18 protein-coding genes are annotated in these 14,190 nt (G+C 65.9%); 9 read left to right on the top strand and 9 right to left on the bottom strand.

Features of this window, described 5'->3' with window-relative positions:
* The first annotated feature begins 6 nt into the window (after nt 1–6).
* Together DK926_RS01390 and DK926_RS01385 are read left to right on the top strand one after the other, a co-directional pair.
* A complete protein-coding gene (locus DK926_RS01390; RefSeq protein WP_068427367.1) occupies nt 7–513 on the top strand; it encodes a DUF2505 domain-containing protein in 507 nt (168 codons plus the stop codon).
* The gene (locus DK926_RS01385) at nt 497–1,288 is read left to right on the top strand and encodes a class I SAM-dependent methyltransferase (RefSeq protein WP_207890706.1); all 792 of its coding nucleotides are present in this window, start codon (nt 497–499) and stop codon (nt 1,286–1,288) included. Before DK926_RS01390 ends, DK926_RS01385 begins: the two co-directional genes overlap by 17 nt.
* 13 nt (nt 1,289–1,301) lie before the next feature.
* On the opposite strand, the gene DK926_RS01380 is transcribed toward DK926_RS01385, so the two are convergent.
* On the bottom strand, nt 1,302–1,886 hold the full coding sequence (locus DK926_RS01380; protein WP_068427366.1) for a hypothetical protein: 585 nt from the start codon (nt 1,884–1,886) through the stop codon (nt 1,302–1,304).
* 110 nt (nt 1,887–1,996) lie between these two features.
* On the opposite strand from DK926_RS01380, the gene DK926_RS01375 reads away from it, so the two are divergent.
* Nucleotides 1,997–2,734: a DUF2993 domain-containing protein gene (locus DK926_RS01375; RefSeq protein ID WP_165839478.1), complete on the top strand. Its 738-nt coding sequence runs from the start codon at nt 1,997–1,999 to the stop codon at nt 2,732–2,734.
* A 14-nt stretch (nt 2,735–2,748) separates the two neighbouring features.
* Here DK926_RS01375 and deoC read toward each other — a convergent pair whose 3' ends face one another.
* The gene (gene deoC / locus DK926_RS01370; protein ID WP_114328110.1) at nt 2,749–3,405 is read right to left on the bottom strand and encodes a deoxyribose-phosphate aldolase; all 657 of its coding nucleotides are present in this window, start codon (nt 3,403–3,405) and stop codon (nt 2,749–2,751) included.
* A gap of 43 nt (nt 3,406–3,448) precedes the next feature.
* Between deoC and DK926_RS01365 the strand changes: the two genes are divergently transcribed.
* Nucleotides 3,449–4,297: a class I SAM-dependent methyltransferase gene (locus DK926_RS01365; protein ID WP_114328108.1), complete on the top strand. Its 849-nt coding sequence runs from the start codon at nt 3,449–3,451 to the stop codon at nt 4,295–4,297.
* A 12-nt stretch (nt 4,298–4,309) separates the two neighbouring features.
* On the top strand, nt 4,310–5,197 hold the full coding sequence (purU, locus tag DK926_RS01360; RefSeq protein ID WP_068427364.1) for a formyltetrahydrofolate deformylase: 888 nt from the start codon (nt 4,310–4,312) through the stop codon (nt 5,195–5,197).
* A 17-nt stretch (nt 5,198–5,214) separates the two neighbouring features.
* Here purU and DK926_RS01355 read toward each other — a convergent pair whose 3' ends face one another.
* The 6 genes from DK926_RS01355 to DK926_RS01330 form a co-directional block, all read right to left on the bottom strand.
* Nucleotides 5,215–6,252, bottom strand: a complete 1,038-nt coding sequence (locus tag DK926_RS01355; protein WP_114328106.1) for an alpha/beta hydrolase — start codon at nt 6,250–6,252, stop codon at nt 5,215–5,217.
* 17 nt (nt 6,253–6,269) lie between these two features.
* Complete coding sequence (locus DK926_RS01350; RefSeq protein WP_114328105.1) at nt 6,270–7,013, bottom strand: MerR family transcriptional regulator; 744 nt, start codon at nt 7,011–7,013, stop codon at nt 6,270–6,272.
* A 58-nt stretch (nt 7,014–7,071) separates the two neighbouring features.
* Nucleotides 7,072–7,374, bottom strand: coding sequence for a DUF2516 family protein (locus tag DK926_RS01345; RefSeq protein WP_068429553.1), 303 nt, complete (start codon nt 7,372–7,374; stop codon nt 7,072–7,074).
* Nucleotides 7,375–7,529: 155 nt separating this feature from the next.
* On the bottom strand, nt 7,530–8,315 hold the full coding sequence (locus tag DK926_RS01340; RefSeq protein ID WP_068429555.1) for a heparin-binding hemagglutinin: 786 nt from the start codon (nt 8,313–8,315) through the stop codon (nt 7,530–7,532).
* Nucleotides 8,308–8,865: a helix-turn-helix transcriptional regulator gene (locus DK926_RS01335; RefSeq protein WP_084423902.1), complete on the bottom strand. Its 558-nt coding sequence runs from the start codon at nt 8,863–8,865 to the stop codon at nt 8,308–8,310. The genes DK926_RS01340 and DK926_RS01335 overlap by 8 nt, the downstream gene beginning before the upstream one ends.
* 107 nt (nt 8,866–8,972) lie before the next feature.
* A complete protein-coding gene (locus DK926_RS01330; protein ID WP_114328102.1) occupies nt 8,973–10,241 on the bottom strand; it encodes a DUF445 domain-containing protein in 1,269 nt (422 codons plus the stop codon).
* A 108-nt stretch (nt 10,242–10,349) separates the two neighbouring features.
* Here DK926_RS01330 and DK926_RS01325 point away from each other — a divergent pair, with 108 nt between their 5' ends.
* Nucleotides 10,350–11,087 carry a TetR/AcrR family transcriptional regulator gene (locus tag DK926_RS01325; protein ID WP_114328101.1) on the top strand — a complete coding sequence of 246 codons (738 nt, stop codon included), beginning with the start codon at nt 10,350–10,352 and terminating at the stop codon, nt 11,085–11,087.
* A gap of 1 nt (nt 11,088) precedes the next feature.
* Here the strand turns inward: DK926_RS01325 and DK926_RS26540 are convergent, their stop codons facing one another.
* Nucleotides 11,089–11,244 (bottom strand): hypothetical protein, encoded by a 156-nt coding sequence (locus DK926_RS26540; protein WP_165839473.1) that lies wholly within the window; start codon nt 11,242–11,244, stop codon nt 11,089–11,091.
* A gap of 60 nt (nt 11,245–11,304) precedes the next feature.
* On the opposite strand from DK926_RS26540, the gene DK926_RS01320 reads away from it, so the two are divergent.
* The 3 genes from DK926_RS01320 (at nt 11,305) to DK926_RS01310 (ending at nt 14,103) form a co-directional block, all read left to right on the top strand.
* Nucleotides 11,305–11,865, top strand: coding sequence for a type 1 glutamine amidotransferase domain-containing protein (locus tag DK926_RS01320; protein ID WP_114328099.1), 561 nt, complete (start codon nt 11,305–11,307; stop codon nt 11,863–11,865).
* Nucleotides 11,866–11,873: 8 nt separating this feature from the next.
* A complete protein-coding gene (locus tag DK926_RS01315; protein WP_114328098.1) occupies nt 11,874–12,857 on the top strand; it encodes an iron-siderophore ABC transporter substrate-binding protein in 984 nt (327 codons plus the stop codon).
* Between the two features lie 223 nt (nt 12,858–13,080).
* On the top strand, nt 13,081–14,103 hold the full coding sequence (locus DK926_RS01310) for a lipase family protein (RefSeq protein ID WP_243636580.1): 1,023 nt from the start codon (nt 13,081–13,083) through the stop codon (nt 14,101–14,103).
* The last annotated feature ends 87 nt before the right edge of the window (nt 14,104–14,190 follow it).

Below are 14,190 nucleotides of genomic sequence, written 5' to 3'. Positions count from 1 at the left end.
TCCGCTATGGCGCGCCGCATGAACTACTCAGCCCGGTTCACCTACTCCCCCGAGCAGGTGTACGCCGCTCTGTCCAGCCGCGATCACTGGGACGCTCGTATCGAGGAGATGAAGAAGTACTCCCACAACGAGCTGAAGAGCTTCGAGGTCTCGAGCGACGGGATCGACGTCGTGATGCACCACATCATCCCGAGGACCGAACTGCCCGACATCGCGCAGACCGTGATGAAGAAGGACATGGTCATCACGCGCAACGTGCACTTCGATCCGTTCACGGCGGAGAACACCGAGGGCCATTACGACGCGTCCATTCCGGCCGGCCCCGGCAGCCTCAAGGGCACGACGTCGCTGTTCGCCACCGAGACCGGATCGACGCTGCGCACCTCGTCCGAGGCCAAGGTGTTCCTGCCGTTCGTCGGCGGGAAGCTCGAACAGCTGATGCTGGTCAACCTGCGCGACCTCTGGCGTGGCGAGGGTGAAGTGACGGCCGACTGGCTTGCCAAGAACAACTAGTTCCGCCAAGCCACAGGGCGTCATCACCCGCGGCACCACCGGAATCAACCGGCTCCGACGCAGCGATCGCTGGCTGACGCACAGCCCCCTGGTCCGGCGTGTCCTGACGGATGCGCAGGACCCGCTCGTCGTCGATCTCGGGTACGGCGCCCGCCCCGACACGACCCTCGAACTCGCCCGACGCCTTCGCACTGTCCGGCCCGATCTGCGCGTTACCGGTCTCGAGATCGACCCGGCCCGCGTCGTCGAACCGACCGAGAACGTGCACTTCGCGCGCGGCGGGTTCGAGCTGGCCGGGCTGCGACCGAACCTCGTGCGCGCGTTCAACGTGCTGCGGCAGTACCCCGAGGACGCTGTTCCCGGCGCGTGGGCCCGCATCCTGTCCGCTCTCGCGCCCGGCGGTCTCCTGCTCGACGGCACATGCGACGAGCTCGGGCGTCGCTGCGCGTGGGTTCTGCTCGACGCCGGGGGACCGCTGTCACTGACGATCGCGTGGGATCCGTTCACCGTCGACAAGCCGTCGGACATCGCCGAGAGGCTCCCGAAAGCACTCATCCACCGCAACGTTCCCGGCGAGCCGATCCACGCGCTGCTGCAGGCCGCGGACCGAGCATGGTCGACGGCTTCTCCCCTCGCCCCCTTCGGCCCTCGGGTGCGGTGGCGTGCGGCGTTGGCCGGACTGAGTCGCGATGGTCTACCCGTCGTCGTGAATCGGCGTCGCATGCGCGACAACGTGCTGACGGTCCCGTGGGACTGTGTACGGCCGAACTCTTAGATACAGGCCCATCTCACGTACAAGCGGACAACGCCAGTTCGACGCGCTCGGCCACCCGGTCGGTTCCGTTCGTGGCCTCGGCGTACAACACCGACGGGTCGACGCGTCCGATCGCGACGGCATCGCCGACGACTTCGTCGAGCGTGATCTGCGAGATTCCGCCCGCGGCGAGGTCGAGGACCGTCCGCACCGGCGTCGTCATACGGAACGTGCCGGTGGACTCGATGTCGTGCGGTGTCAGCTGCAACCGGTGCACTGCGAGGCGCGTGTCCGCGAGGCGCAGATTGGTGTACGCCGACACGTGCACGAACTGCGGGTGCAGATGTCCGAACCCGTGCAGCTCGGCGGCGCTCTGGTGCGAGATGACGGCGTCGCCGCCGAACCATGCACACCACATCGCGAAGTGTTCGAGATCGTTGTGCGGCCAGTCCGACAACCTGCACAGGTTGCGTTCGACCTTCGTCCAGTCTCCCGCAACGATATTGGCGTGCATCGAGGCGTGTTCGTATCCGAGATCCTCGGCCTGTTCGATGGTGAAGTATCCGTCCTGACTCGCAGCCAGGCGACGCAATTCGAGGGCGCTCGGACGTGTGGTCATGCCGTCAAGAGTACGACAGCATGTGTTGCACATCACAAGATTCGATGCACTTCACCCTCCGCGCGGTGATTCACAGAGCTCTTTCAGAATTGTGCGGAAGACTGCTGCGAATGACACGAAGCAAAGCTCCTCTGATTGCGCTGCTCGTCGTTCTGGTACTCGTCGCGGCCTTGCTGGGCGGCGAACTGTACTTCCGTCAGCAGATCAAGTCGTGCCTGGCCGGACAGCTCGAAAGCGAGATCGGCAGTTCCGTCGACGTCGGCATCGGGTGGAAGCCGGTCCTGCTGTCGCTCGTCGACAAGAAGGTCTCGTCGGTCACCGTCGACAGCAAGGACGCCCGGTTCGGCCCGGCCGAGGGCATGAACGTGCACGCCGAGGTCAACGACGTCGACCTCCAGCAGAACGGTGACAGCAACGGAACCATCGGCAGCTCGAGCGCCGACATCGACTGGTCCACCGACGGCATCGCCAAGACCCTGCAGTCGCAGGGCATCGGCGCGCTCGTGTCCGGGGTGACGGCGGATCAGTCGGCGGGCACCTTGTCGTTCGCCGTGGCAGGCCTCGCCCAGCTGACCGTCAAGCCGCAGATCAGCGGCGATCAGGTCCAAGTCAAGACCGTGAACGCGTCGATCCTGGGGCTCGGCATTCCGACCGACCTCGTCGACAGCATCGTCGGCGTGCTGACCGACAGCCTGCAGCAGTACCCGCTCGACATGAAGCCGACGTCGCTCACCGTCAGCGACAACGCGATCGATCTGCGGCTCGAGGGCGGCCAGTACACGATGCCCGCCGCGCAGCCCGGTCAGACGGCCCCGCAGCAGCCGGAGGCGTGCAGCACGTTCACCTGACCGGGCCCCGAAAGCTAGGCCTGCAGGCCGTCCAGCACGGCCCGCGTGCCGGACAGTCCGAGGCGCGTGGCACCCGCGTCGATCATCGCCAGGGCGGCATCCGTCGTTCGGATGCCGCCACTGGCCTTGACGCCCAACCGACCGCCGACGGTCTCGGCCATCAGCCGCACGGCCTCCACGCTCGCACCTCCGGCCGGGTGGAACCCCGTCGACGTCTTGACGAAGTTCGCGCCCGCTCGTTCGGCGGCACGGCACGTCTCGACGATCGCCTCGTCCGACAGCGCGGCCGACTCGATGATCACCTTCAGCACCGGTGTCGGTCCGATCGCCTCACGGACGGTGAGAATGTCGGACAGCACCGCGTTGTAGTCGCCGGCAACAGCTGCGCCGACGTCGATGACCATGTCGATTTCCGTTGCACCCTGGTCGACGGCGAGGCGCGCCTCGGACCCCTTGACGAGCGAATGATGTTTGCCCGACGGGAATCCCGCGACAGCCGCGACGACGAGGCCCTCCGCCCGGACGGGCAGCATCGACGGCGACACGCACACAGCGAGGACGCCGAGCTCCAGTCCTTCCGTGACGAGCGCGGCGACGTCGTCGGGCGTCGCTTCGGGCTTGAGCAGCGTGTGATCGATCATGCGGGCCAGGGAAGCGCGAGTGACAGACATAAGACCACCCAACCACAGCGTCGCCCGTCCTAAGCTCGGGGACATGTCCCATTCTCGCGCGGCCGGAACCGCCGACACCTTCAACTCCACCAGCCGTGAATTCGATCTGATCACCCCTCTCGTCTGGGGTCCCGCAGGCCAAGCCCTGTCGTTCGCTCTGGATCTCGCGGCAGGTGAATCGGTGCTCGACGTCTGCGCAGGCACGGGCGCGTCGGCGATTCCAGCGGCGCAGGCGGTCGGTCCCGACGGCATCGTCCATGCCATCGATCTCGCCGACGACCTGCTCGAGGTCGGTCGCCTGAAGGCCACATCGGCCGCCCTGCGGAACATCGACTTCGTCTGCGCCGACGCCACCGAGTGGGAGGCTCCGAGCACGATCGACGCCGGATACGACGCGTTGGCCTGCAGTTACGGCATCTTCTTCCTCCCGGACATGGACATCACGTTCTCACGCCTGGTGAGCCTGGTTCGGCTCGGAGGACGCGTCGGCGTCACGGTGTGGCGCAAGGGTGCGGTCAAGGAGTTCGGCGACGCGTACTTCGAGGTCATCGCGCGCCACTCCCCCGGCGACGGGCACACCGGCCCGCTGTCGCGACAGGGATACGAGTCCAACCCGCTGCGCGGCATCGAGACCGCGGACACGCTGGCGGCGTGGCTCGAAGCACAGCGGTGCGAGTCGGTTCAGGTTCGGGAGCTGTCCAATCACGTCCCCGCCACCGAGGAGTTCGTCTGGAACCTCGTGCTGGGCAGCGGTTTTCGCGGTGCACTGGCCGACTTCGACGACGCGACCCGCGAGAGAGTCCGCACCGAATTCCTCGAACTACTGACCGCTCGCGGCATCGATTCGGTCGATGCGACGACACTGGTGGCAACCGGGGTCAGGACCGCCTGAGAGAATCGACGCATGAGTTCAGCTGGTGTCGCCGACGACCGTCGGTACGTTCTGTCCCTCGGATGCCCCGACCGCACGGGCATCGTCGCCAAGATCTCGACGTTCCTCGCCGAGGTCGGCGGATGGATCGTCGAAGCCGCGTACCACGCCGATCCGGACACGGGATGGTTCTTCACTCGTCAGGCCGTGCGTGCGTCGTCCGTCGACATGAGCATCGAGGAACTGCGCGCCCGGTTCGAGTCCGTCGCAGCCGAGATCGGCCCGGAAACCGAATGGACTCTGGAGGATTCGGGCCAACGCAAACGCGTCGTCATCCTCGTCAGCAAGGAAGCGCACTGCCTGCACGACCTGCTCGGGCGCGCAGCCGGAGGCGAACTCCCCGCCGAGGTCTCGGCTGTCATCGGCAACCACAAGTCACTCGAACCGGTCGCCCGCGCGCACGGCATCCGATTCCACCACGTCGAATTCCCGAAGGATCCGGCCGAGCGCGGACCGGCGTTCGACGAGGTTCGCGAGCTCGTCGATTCGTACGACCCGCACGCCGTCGTGCTCGCTCGGTTCATGCAGGTCCTGCCGGAAGAGCTGTGCGAGCACTGGGCGGGCAAGGCCCTCAACATTCATCACAGCTTCCTGCCGTCGTTCGTCGGCGCTCGCCCGTACCACCAGGCGTTCGCGCGCGGCGTGAAACTGATCGGCGCGACGTGCCACTACGTCACCGCCGAACTCGACGCGGGTCCGATCGTCGAACAGGACGTCATCCGCGTCGACCACTCCGACGAGGTCGCCGACATGGTCCGACAGGGCCGTGACATCGAGAAGCTCGTGCTCTCCCGCGGGCTGCGCTGGCACCTCGAGGATCGTGTCCTCGTGCACGGCAAGAAAACGGTGGTCTTCAGCTAGGGCGCTCCGCACCCGCACTACAGACTGCGCAACCGCAGGATCTCGGAGTTGACGTCGTCGATGGCCTCGACCGAGCTCATGTGTCCGACACCCGGCACTTCGATGTACTTGCTGAGATGGTCGTGCGATTCCAACGCCTCGGCGAGCCGGCGGGCATGCACGGGTGGGGTCAGCCGGTCGGCCGTGCCCACGAGTACCGTCGTCGGCACGCTCATGTTTGCCAACGCCTCGTAGATGTCGAGGTCGCTGAGCGCCGCACCCCAGATTCCGCGGGTACGCGGGGCACATTCGAGGACGATCTTCTCGCAGAACGCCACCTCGGCAGGCGTCGCACTCGGCGCCATCGAGACGTACTTGATCGCCTGACGCGTCACCGGCGACGGCCGAAGCGGCACCGCGGACTTCAGCACGACACGACCGACAGGCACCGGAACCCGTGGGAAGCGAGTCGGCAGCGGAATGACGGTCGTCTCGCGAACGAGACTGTCGGTCGCCGTGCTCGCCAAGAGCACCGCGCTGACGAGAGAGTCGACCTGCTCGGGGTAGCGACCGGCCCATGCCATGACCGACATACCGCCCATGCTGTGGCCGACCAGTACGGCCTTGTTGTCCTCGGTGACGGTCGCGGCGAGCACGTCGGCAAGGTCGTCGGCCAGGACGTCCGGTCCGAGAAGCCTGGTCCCGACGTCGCTGCGTCCGTGACCACGCTGGTCGTACACGATCACCTTGTACTTCTCCGCGAACGCGTTGATCTGCGGCGCCCAGAAGTCGGCAGAGCACGTCCAGCCGTGGCTGAAGACGATCGGTTGCGCATCGTGATCGCCGTAGACCCGCACGTGTAGTTCGGCACCGTCGTCGGTGACGACAGGAACGATGCGCGGTTCGAAGGTGGGTACGTGGAGCAGTTCGTCGGGCTTCGACACCGCGCCCGCCTCCGACGGACCCTCGGCCGTCAGCCCGCTTCGACGACGAACCAGTACTGTCCCGATCCCTGCCGCTGCCGCAAGTCCCGCGACTCCGACGAGTGCGCCTCGGGCAGCTCTCCGTGTGACCACGAACCGTCTCCTTCTTCTCAACTCGCCTGGCCGTCTGCCGGCCCTGCGCTTCCCCCGAACTTCGTGACGATGTCTTCCATGGTCAACGTGATCCGGCGGTCCATTGCTTCCGCGAACAACGCAGTGACCGTGCGGTGTGCGAGAGGCCTCAACCTGTTGACCAGTTCGGCGACGTCCGCGACCGCACGAGCATCGGTGTCGAACGGATCTTGGCCGTCGGATACGAATCTGTCTGTGATCAACGCAACAAAGCGGCCCGCTACATCGTCGAGATCGCGTCGCACACCTTCGGCCTCGTCCAACGTGTGAGCGACCGGAATACCGGCTTCGGCCAGCAGCCTCGCTGCCTCGACGAGCAGCGGATTGTCGATGCGGTAGCCGTCGCCGTCGGCGGCGATGACCCCCAGCTCGACGCCACGCTGCAGGTCCGCGTCGGAGATGGCCCCGGCGAACACCGCATCCATGTCGGCGCGGCTGAGATGCCGAACATCGCTGCCGACGCTCTTGCCGCCGGCCAGCACGTCCTCGACGCGCATGCCGTACTGGGCCGCGGTCAGGAGCTCACTGATCGTCGCGAACGTGTACCCGCGGTTCAGCATGCTCGAGATGAGCGACAACCGAGCGAGGTGCGACTCGTTGTACCAGCCAGTCCGGCCTTCTCTACGCGGAGGCGGCAGCAGTCCACGATCCTGGTACACGCGCACGTTCCGCACACTGACACCGGCGCGACGCGCCAGATCGTCGACGCGATACTCGATCATGCGTAGACGATAAGCGGCGCCTCACCGAAACCATGCACGGACGCCCGTGCACGGCCTTCTACCAGCGAGGACCGCGCTGAACGGCATCCACCTTGGGCCGGACGTCGACGAGGTAGACACACACCGCCACGACGCCGAGCAGACCGATGAAATTGATCGCGCCGAACAGGAACACAACCAGCAGAGCGACGATCAGAATGCCCAGCCAGACGGGCTTGGTGAGCTTGTCGACGGCCGTGAACGCGTCAGGGCGCTGACGAGCAGCGTGAAACACCGCGTACGCGGCACCGGCCAACGCGATGAGGCGAAGGACGAGAAGAATCAGACCGGTGAGACTGTCGACAGCTGGCACGTCGCCCATACTACGCAAAACGCCCCTCGCTCCGCTCGACCGCAGGCAAAACGCCCCTCGCCCCGCTCGACCGCAGGCAAAACGCCCCTCGCCCCGCCCGCCCCCAGGCAAATCGCCCGTCACTCCCCCTCGAGAGTGACGGGCGATTCGGTGAGGCACCGGCGTCAGCTGGTGGTCTTCTTGGCCGGAGCCTTCTTGGCGGGTGCTGCAGTCTTCTTCGCAGCGGTCGCCGGGGTTGCCTTCTTGGCAGCAGGCGCGGTCTTCTTCAGCGGTGCGTCCTGGTTGGCGCGAGTCTTGGACTCGACCTTGCCCGCGACTCCGCTGACCTTCTGCGACGCGTCGGTAGCGGCTTCCTTCGCGTTGTCGCCTGCCTCGTCGATCTCCTCGGCCAGGTCCTCGGCGGTGTCGCGAACCTTGTCCGACGCGATGCCTGCGAGTGCGGCGGCACGCTCACCGACGGCGCGCGTCTGCGAGGCGACGGTACCCAGCGCCTGCTCGGTGAGGTCGACGACGTCGTTGGCGGCGGCGTTCGCACGGCCGAGGCCCTCTTCGACGGCCGGAGTCCGGCGGATGCGCTCGACGGTCTCCTCACCACGCTCGGCGAGAGACGTGTACAGATCGGAGGCGACCTTCAGGTACGCCTCGGCGACCTTGCGCAGTTCGTCCGGGGTGAAGCGTTCGCGCAGCTCGGCGATCTCGTCGGGAAGCTCGGCCGGCAGGTTCGCGAGACGCTCGCGCAGGGATTCGACACCCTCGGTGACGTCTTCGGAGAAGTCCGCCAGGCGGGCACGCGCAGTGTCGACCCGGTCGGTCACCTCGGTGCCGCGGACCTCGGCCCGCGAGCGCACCTGAGCCACCACGTCGGCCACGGCTTGCACGACCGCGTCGCCTGCGCCGACAGCCGCATAGAGAGGCGTCTTGACGTTGTCTAGGTTCCTTGCATCAGTCATGGGGAAACTCCTGTATGGGTGATTCTGGTTCCGATTGCAGATCTGGTTCGGCCGACGCCCGGGTATCGACCGAGACGTCGTTCGCCGTGCGTGTTTGCTCGTTCTCGCGACGAAACGAGTCGTAGATCTCGATCAGCACGTGCTTCTGCCGTTCGGTGATCTCCGGGTCTCCGAGCAACGCATCTCGAACTGGACCGTGTGGTCGTTCCTCCAAGAACCCGGCCCGTACGTACAACGCTTCCGATGACACGCGCAGACCCTTGGCGATCTGCCCGAGCACCTCGGCGGATGGTTTGCGCAACCCTCGCTCGATCTGGCTCAGATACGGGTTGCTCACCCCCGCCCTCGACGCGAGTTGCCGCAGAGATACCTGCGCCGCTTCCCGCTGCGAGCGGATGTAACTACCGATGTCCGACGCGGCCGTACTGACGACGGTGGCGACCAGGTCGCCTGCCTCGGCCACGACATCGGTCGCCTCGGACACCTTGGCGACAATGCTCTGATTGTCGACGCGGGATTCGTCGCCCTGGGCTTCGTTGTCGGAATTCATGTTCACCGCTCGTTCCTGGCTCGAAACTTGTGGTTTCGGTGTACTGGTCCGACGTTACCCAAGGGTGCTAACTATTGCAAGCACTTCTGCTAGCGGCCGTGCGCGCACTAGAAGAGCAGATTCGATACCGAGTAGATGGCGAGACCGGCGATGGATCCGACGACGGTGCCGTTGATCCGGATGAACTGAAGATCGCGACCGACTTGCAGTTCGATCTTGCGGCTGGCTTCGTCGGCATCCCAGCGCGCGACGGTGTCCGTGATGATCGTGGTGATCTCGTCGGCGTAGTTCTTCGCGATGTGTCGGGCCCCGGCCTCCAGCCAACCGTCGACCTTGCCGCGCAGTTCGTGATCGTCGCGAATGCGTGCGCCCCAGCTCTGGATGTTCTCGCTGAACTTGCGACGCAGTGTGCTCGACGGGTCGTCGACGGATTCGACGATGAGCCTCTTCGCGACGTTCCAGGTGGCCGCGGCCAGCCCGGTGATTTCCTCACGTCCCATGATCTGAGCCTTGAGCGACTCGGCCTTCTCGATGGTCGCCGGGTCGTGCTGCAGGTCGTGGGCGTAGTCGACGAGAAACTTGTTCGCCGCCAATCGAATCTCGTGGTCGGGATTGGCTCGAATCTTCCACGTGAACTCGACGAGCTCCTTGTAGATCTTCTCGCCGAGCAGCGTGTCGACGAACTTCGGCGACCACGTCGGGGAGTCACGCGAGACGACGCGATCGATCGTCTCCTGACTGCCGAGCGCCCACTGATGCGCGCGTTCGGCGAGCATGTCGATCAACGGCATCTGCCGGTTGTCGGCGATCAATTCCTCGAGCACGCGGCCGATCGGCGGCCCCCACTGCGGATCGGCGAGTCGTCGCACGATGGTGTTGTCGATGATCTGCGTGATGTCCTCGTCGTTGAGCACCTCGACGACGCCGTGCAGAACCGTCGCGGATTCGGCGGCGACCCGTTCGGCGTTCTCGGGTTCGGCGAGCCAGGTGCCGAGCCGCAGCGGAATCTGCGCGGACTGCACCTTCTCCGACACCACGTCCGGCGCGAGGAAGTTGCTGCCGACGAACGACGACAGACTGGATCCGAGCTGGTCCTTCTTCTTCCTGATGATCGCCGTGTGCGGAATCGGAATCCCCAGCGGGTGCTTGAACAGCGCCGTCACGGCGAACCAGTCGGCGAGCGCACCGACCATGCCCGCTTCCGACGCCGCCCGCACGTACCCGACCCACGCGCCTGCGCCGCGCGATTCCTGCCAGCGGCATACCAGGTAGATCACCGTCGCGAACACGAGGAAGCCCGTCGCGACCGCCTTCATCTTGCGGAGGTCGCGACGTTTGGTCGCGTCGTCGAATTTCGTCAGCTGCACTCTCGCCATTGTGCCCTCGCCCCAGCGGAGCCGCGTCGACGTGGCGGATGCGTGGAACCGTAGGCGGACGCCTAAGCTGTGTCGAACGAACATACGATCGGGATACGGCGGACACACGTGGCGAGAAATGCGACATCGGCGGCCAAGGAGGAGTCGGCCTCGGCGGCCAAGGAAGCCCCCAAGGCCGAGAAGTCCGACGGGCGGAAGCGACGCTGGCGTGAGCACAAGATCGCGCGTCGAGAAGAGTTGGTCGACGGCACCCTCGCCGCGATTCGGCTTCGCGGCCGCGACATCGGAATGGACGAGATCGCGTCGGAGATCGGCATCTCGAAAACCGTGCTGTATCGGTACTTCACCGACAAGAACGATCTGACGAACGCGACCATGAGCCGTTACGTCGAGACCACGTTGGCGCCGCGCATCTACAGCGCCATCTCCGAGGAACTCGACGAATACGAGCTGACGCGGGCCGTCATCGCGGCCTACGTCGAGACGGTGGCCACGGACCCCGAGGTCTACCTGTACGTCATGGCCAACAGCGCCGGACCCAACCGCGACGTCGTCGCCGATTCCGAACGCATGATCGCCGAGTTGCTGGCGACGGTCCTCGGCGAGCGTCTGCGCAGTCGCGAGATGGATTCCGGTGGTTCGGTGCCGTGGGCGTTCGCGATCGTCGGTGCGGTGCAGCTGGCCACGCACTGGTGGATCTCGAACAAGTCGATGTCGGCCGAGGATCTGATCGACTACCTGTGCATGATGACGTGGGGCGGCATCCACGGCGTCGCGATGTCCGACGGTTCGCCCGCCAAGTTCAAGTCGCAGCCACACCCGCTGATCGTCGAGGACGAGGGCTGACCTACTCGGGCCGGTCGTCCTCGGGGTCGATCGGTACCTCGATGGACTGCTCGACGACGTCGGCCGGATCGGCCTCGGTGGGCAGTTCGCCCGCACCGGGCTCCTCGACGTCGGGATCGGGTAGTTCCGTGGTCGGATCGGTGAAGTCATCGGCCATGAGAGACAGCGTACCCATTCGACCCGTTTGAGACCGTCGTACGACGGTCATCCGTCACGCATGAGCAACTCACCGCTGAACGGCCTCAACGTAGCAATTCTCGCAACCGACGGAGTCGAGGAAGTAGAACTGGTACAGCCTCGTGATGCAGTCCAGAAAGCCGGTGCCACAACAACTCTCGTGGCACTGACACACGGCGACATCCAGGCGATGAACAACGACGTCGAAGCCGGCAACACGTTCGGTGTCGACCGTGTCGTCGCCGACGTCTCCCCGGACGACTTCGATGCCCTGATCCTCCCCGGCGGCACCACCAACCCCGACAAACTGCGCACCGACTCCGCTGCCGTCGATTTCGTACGACGGTTCGTCGGATCGGGCAAACCCGTCGGCGTCATCTGCCACGGACCGTGGACGCTCGTCGAAGCAGACGTCGTGCGGGGTCGCACATTGACGTCGTACCCGAGCATCCGAACGGACATCCGCAACGCGGGTGGGACCGTCGTCGATCAGGAGGTCGTCGTCGACAACGGCCTCGTATCGAGCCGCAACCCCGATGACCTGCCCGCGTTCTGCGAGGCGATCGTCGACCAGTTCTCGAAAGCCGCGTCGGTAGGTTAGCGTTGCCTATGCGCAAACTTGGAGCTTCGACGTTCTTCGCCCTGGCGGCTGCGGTCACGCTGGTCACCGCCACGGCATGCAGCAACAGCAGTGACGACGGGTCCTCGGATTCCGCCGCCGAGGCCACCGTCGACACGATCTTCGGTGAGGTGTCGGTTCCGGCCGATCCGCAGCGGGTCGTCGCGCTCGGTTGGTCCGACGCCGAGACCGCGCTCGCTCTCGGCGTGCAACCGGTCGGAACGAGCGACTGGCTCGGCGTCGGTGGAGACGGACTCGGTCCGTGGGTCGACGAGTCGTACGACACCGCGCCGACCATGCTCGACACCTACGATCTCGACGTCGAATCCGTTGCAGCACTGAACCCCGATCTGATCCTGTGGACGCGCAGTACTAACGACAAGGCCGTCTACGACCAGCTGTCCGCACTCGCTCCGACCGTCGCCGCCCCTCCTGGCACCGACATCGCCTACGGCACAACGTGGGACGGGCAGATGCAGCTCGTCGCCGATGCCCTCGGCAAGTCCGACGAGGGCAAGCAGCTCATCGACGACACCAACGCCGACTTCGACGCGGCCGTGTCGGCCAATCCGGAGTTCGCGGGCAAGACCGTCGCAGTCGGCACGCTGTACAGCGGTCAGCTCGGCGCTTACGTCGAGGGTGACACCCGTGTCGAGTTCATGAAGAAGCTCGGGTTCGTCAACTCACCGACGATTCAGTCGCAGGCGAAGGACGGTTCGTTCACCATCGACCTGTCCGCCGAGAACGTCGGTCAGCTCGACGCCGACCTGACGGTCATGTTCCCGATCTTCACCACCGCGGACGAGATCACGAACAACCCCGGCATCCAGGGACTTCCGTCGGCTCGCGACGGCCGCCTCGTGGTGCTGGGCGACCAGAACCTCAGCAACGCCTTCTCGAGCGGTTCGGTGCAGGGAACCCAGTACGCCATCGAGAACGCGGTTCCGCTGTTCGCTGCTCCGCTGGCCGGCTGACGTGCGGCTTCGCCACCCGTGCGCGCTTGGTTGGCCCAGGATGCAACTATCCGCGCACGGGTGGCGAGGGGCGCTGGCTTGTGCGTGCGCCGTACTGGTCGGCGCGTGCTCGACTTCGGTCGTCGAGCCTCCCGCCTATTCGACGACGCCACCCACCGCATCCGCGTCGGCGCTCGCGGCCAGGGGAACCGTTCTGTCCAGCACGACGGACACCGGGTTCGACATGGCTGCACTCCCTTCCGGAACGACGGCTGCGACATTCGTCTACAACTCGATCTCGGGCGTCACCGGCGAATCGACCGAAGTGACCGGCGCACTGTTCGTTCCGTCCGGTCCAGCGCAGGTCGGGGGACGTCCCGTCGTCGCCTATGCGCACGGCACCGTCGGAATCGAACCGGGATGCGCGCCGACGGAAACCGCGGATCTGGCGGGCGACACCGCTGCCGTCGCACGGTTTCTCGAGCAGGGCTACGCGGTGGTCTACACCGACTATCAGGGCCTGAGCAGCCGCGTCGACGCGCCCGCCCATCCCTACCTCGAGCCGCGCACCGCAGCGTTCGACGTCATCGACTCGGTGCGTGCCGTGCGCTATCTCGACCCGTCGTTGTCGACGCGTTGGCTCGCCGCCGGAACGTCCCAGGGCGGTCACGCCGCCTGGGCCGCAAACGAATTCGACGACAGCTACGGTGACGGACTGGATCTCGTCGGTGCTGCCGTCGTCGTACCGGCCCTCGATATCTCCCCCGTCGTCGACCGAGCGCAGGAGGCGACGCTGTCCGAGGGGCAACGCGCCCTGTATCCGATGATCGTCGAAGGCGCGGCAGCGGTCGACCCGGCGATCGAACCGGACGATCACCTGCACGGCGTGATCGGCGAGAAGTCGTCGGCGCTGATCTCGTGCGGCCCGGGTAGCGCACCTGCCCGGGTCATCGCGGACCAGCAGTGGCAGCCCGGAAACTTCAAGTCCTCGAACAGCGATGCGGCACAACAGCTTACGGGTCGACTACAGGAATATTCGCTCCCGAAAGCGGCCTCGTCCGCACCGATTCTCGCGGTGTACGGCGGCGCCGACGACGTGGTGCTGCCCGCATGGACCGAAGTCGCACTCGGGCGGGCATGCGGTTTCGGCGACACCGTCCTGCGGGTTCGCGCCGAAGGACAGGGTCACACCCTCACGCCTGGTGCGGAACTGGACGCATGGATCGCGGACCGGTTCGCCGGGCGTCCTGCGCCGGACAACTGCTAGCCCGCCGGGCTCTGCCGGTCCGCGGACCGAATGTGGCTTTCCGGTCACTCTGAGTGACCGAATGTGACATTCGGTCCGTACAGGCCC

This window comes from Rhodococcus sp. Eu-32 (assembly GCF_003336925.1).
Lineage (GTDB): Bacteria > Actinomycetota > Actinomycetes > Mycobacteriales > Mycobacteriaceae > Rhodococcoides > Rhodococcoides kyotonensis_B.
The sequence above is the reverse complement of the archived record's forward strand: the minus strand, read 5'-3'. Positions and strand labels throughout refer to the sequence as shown.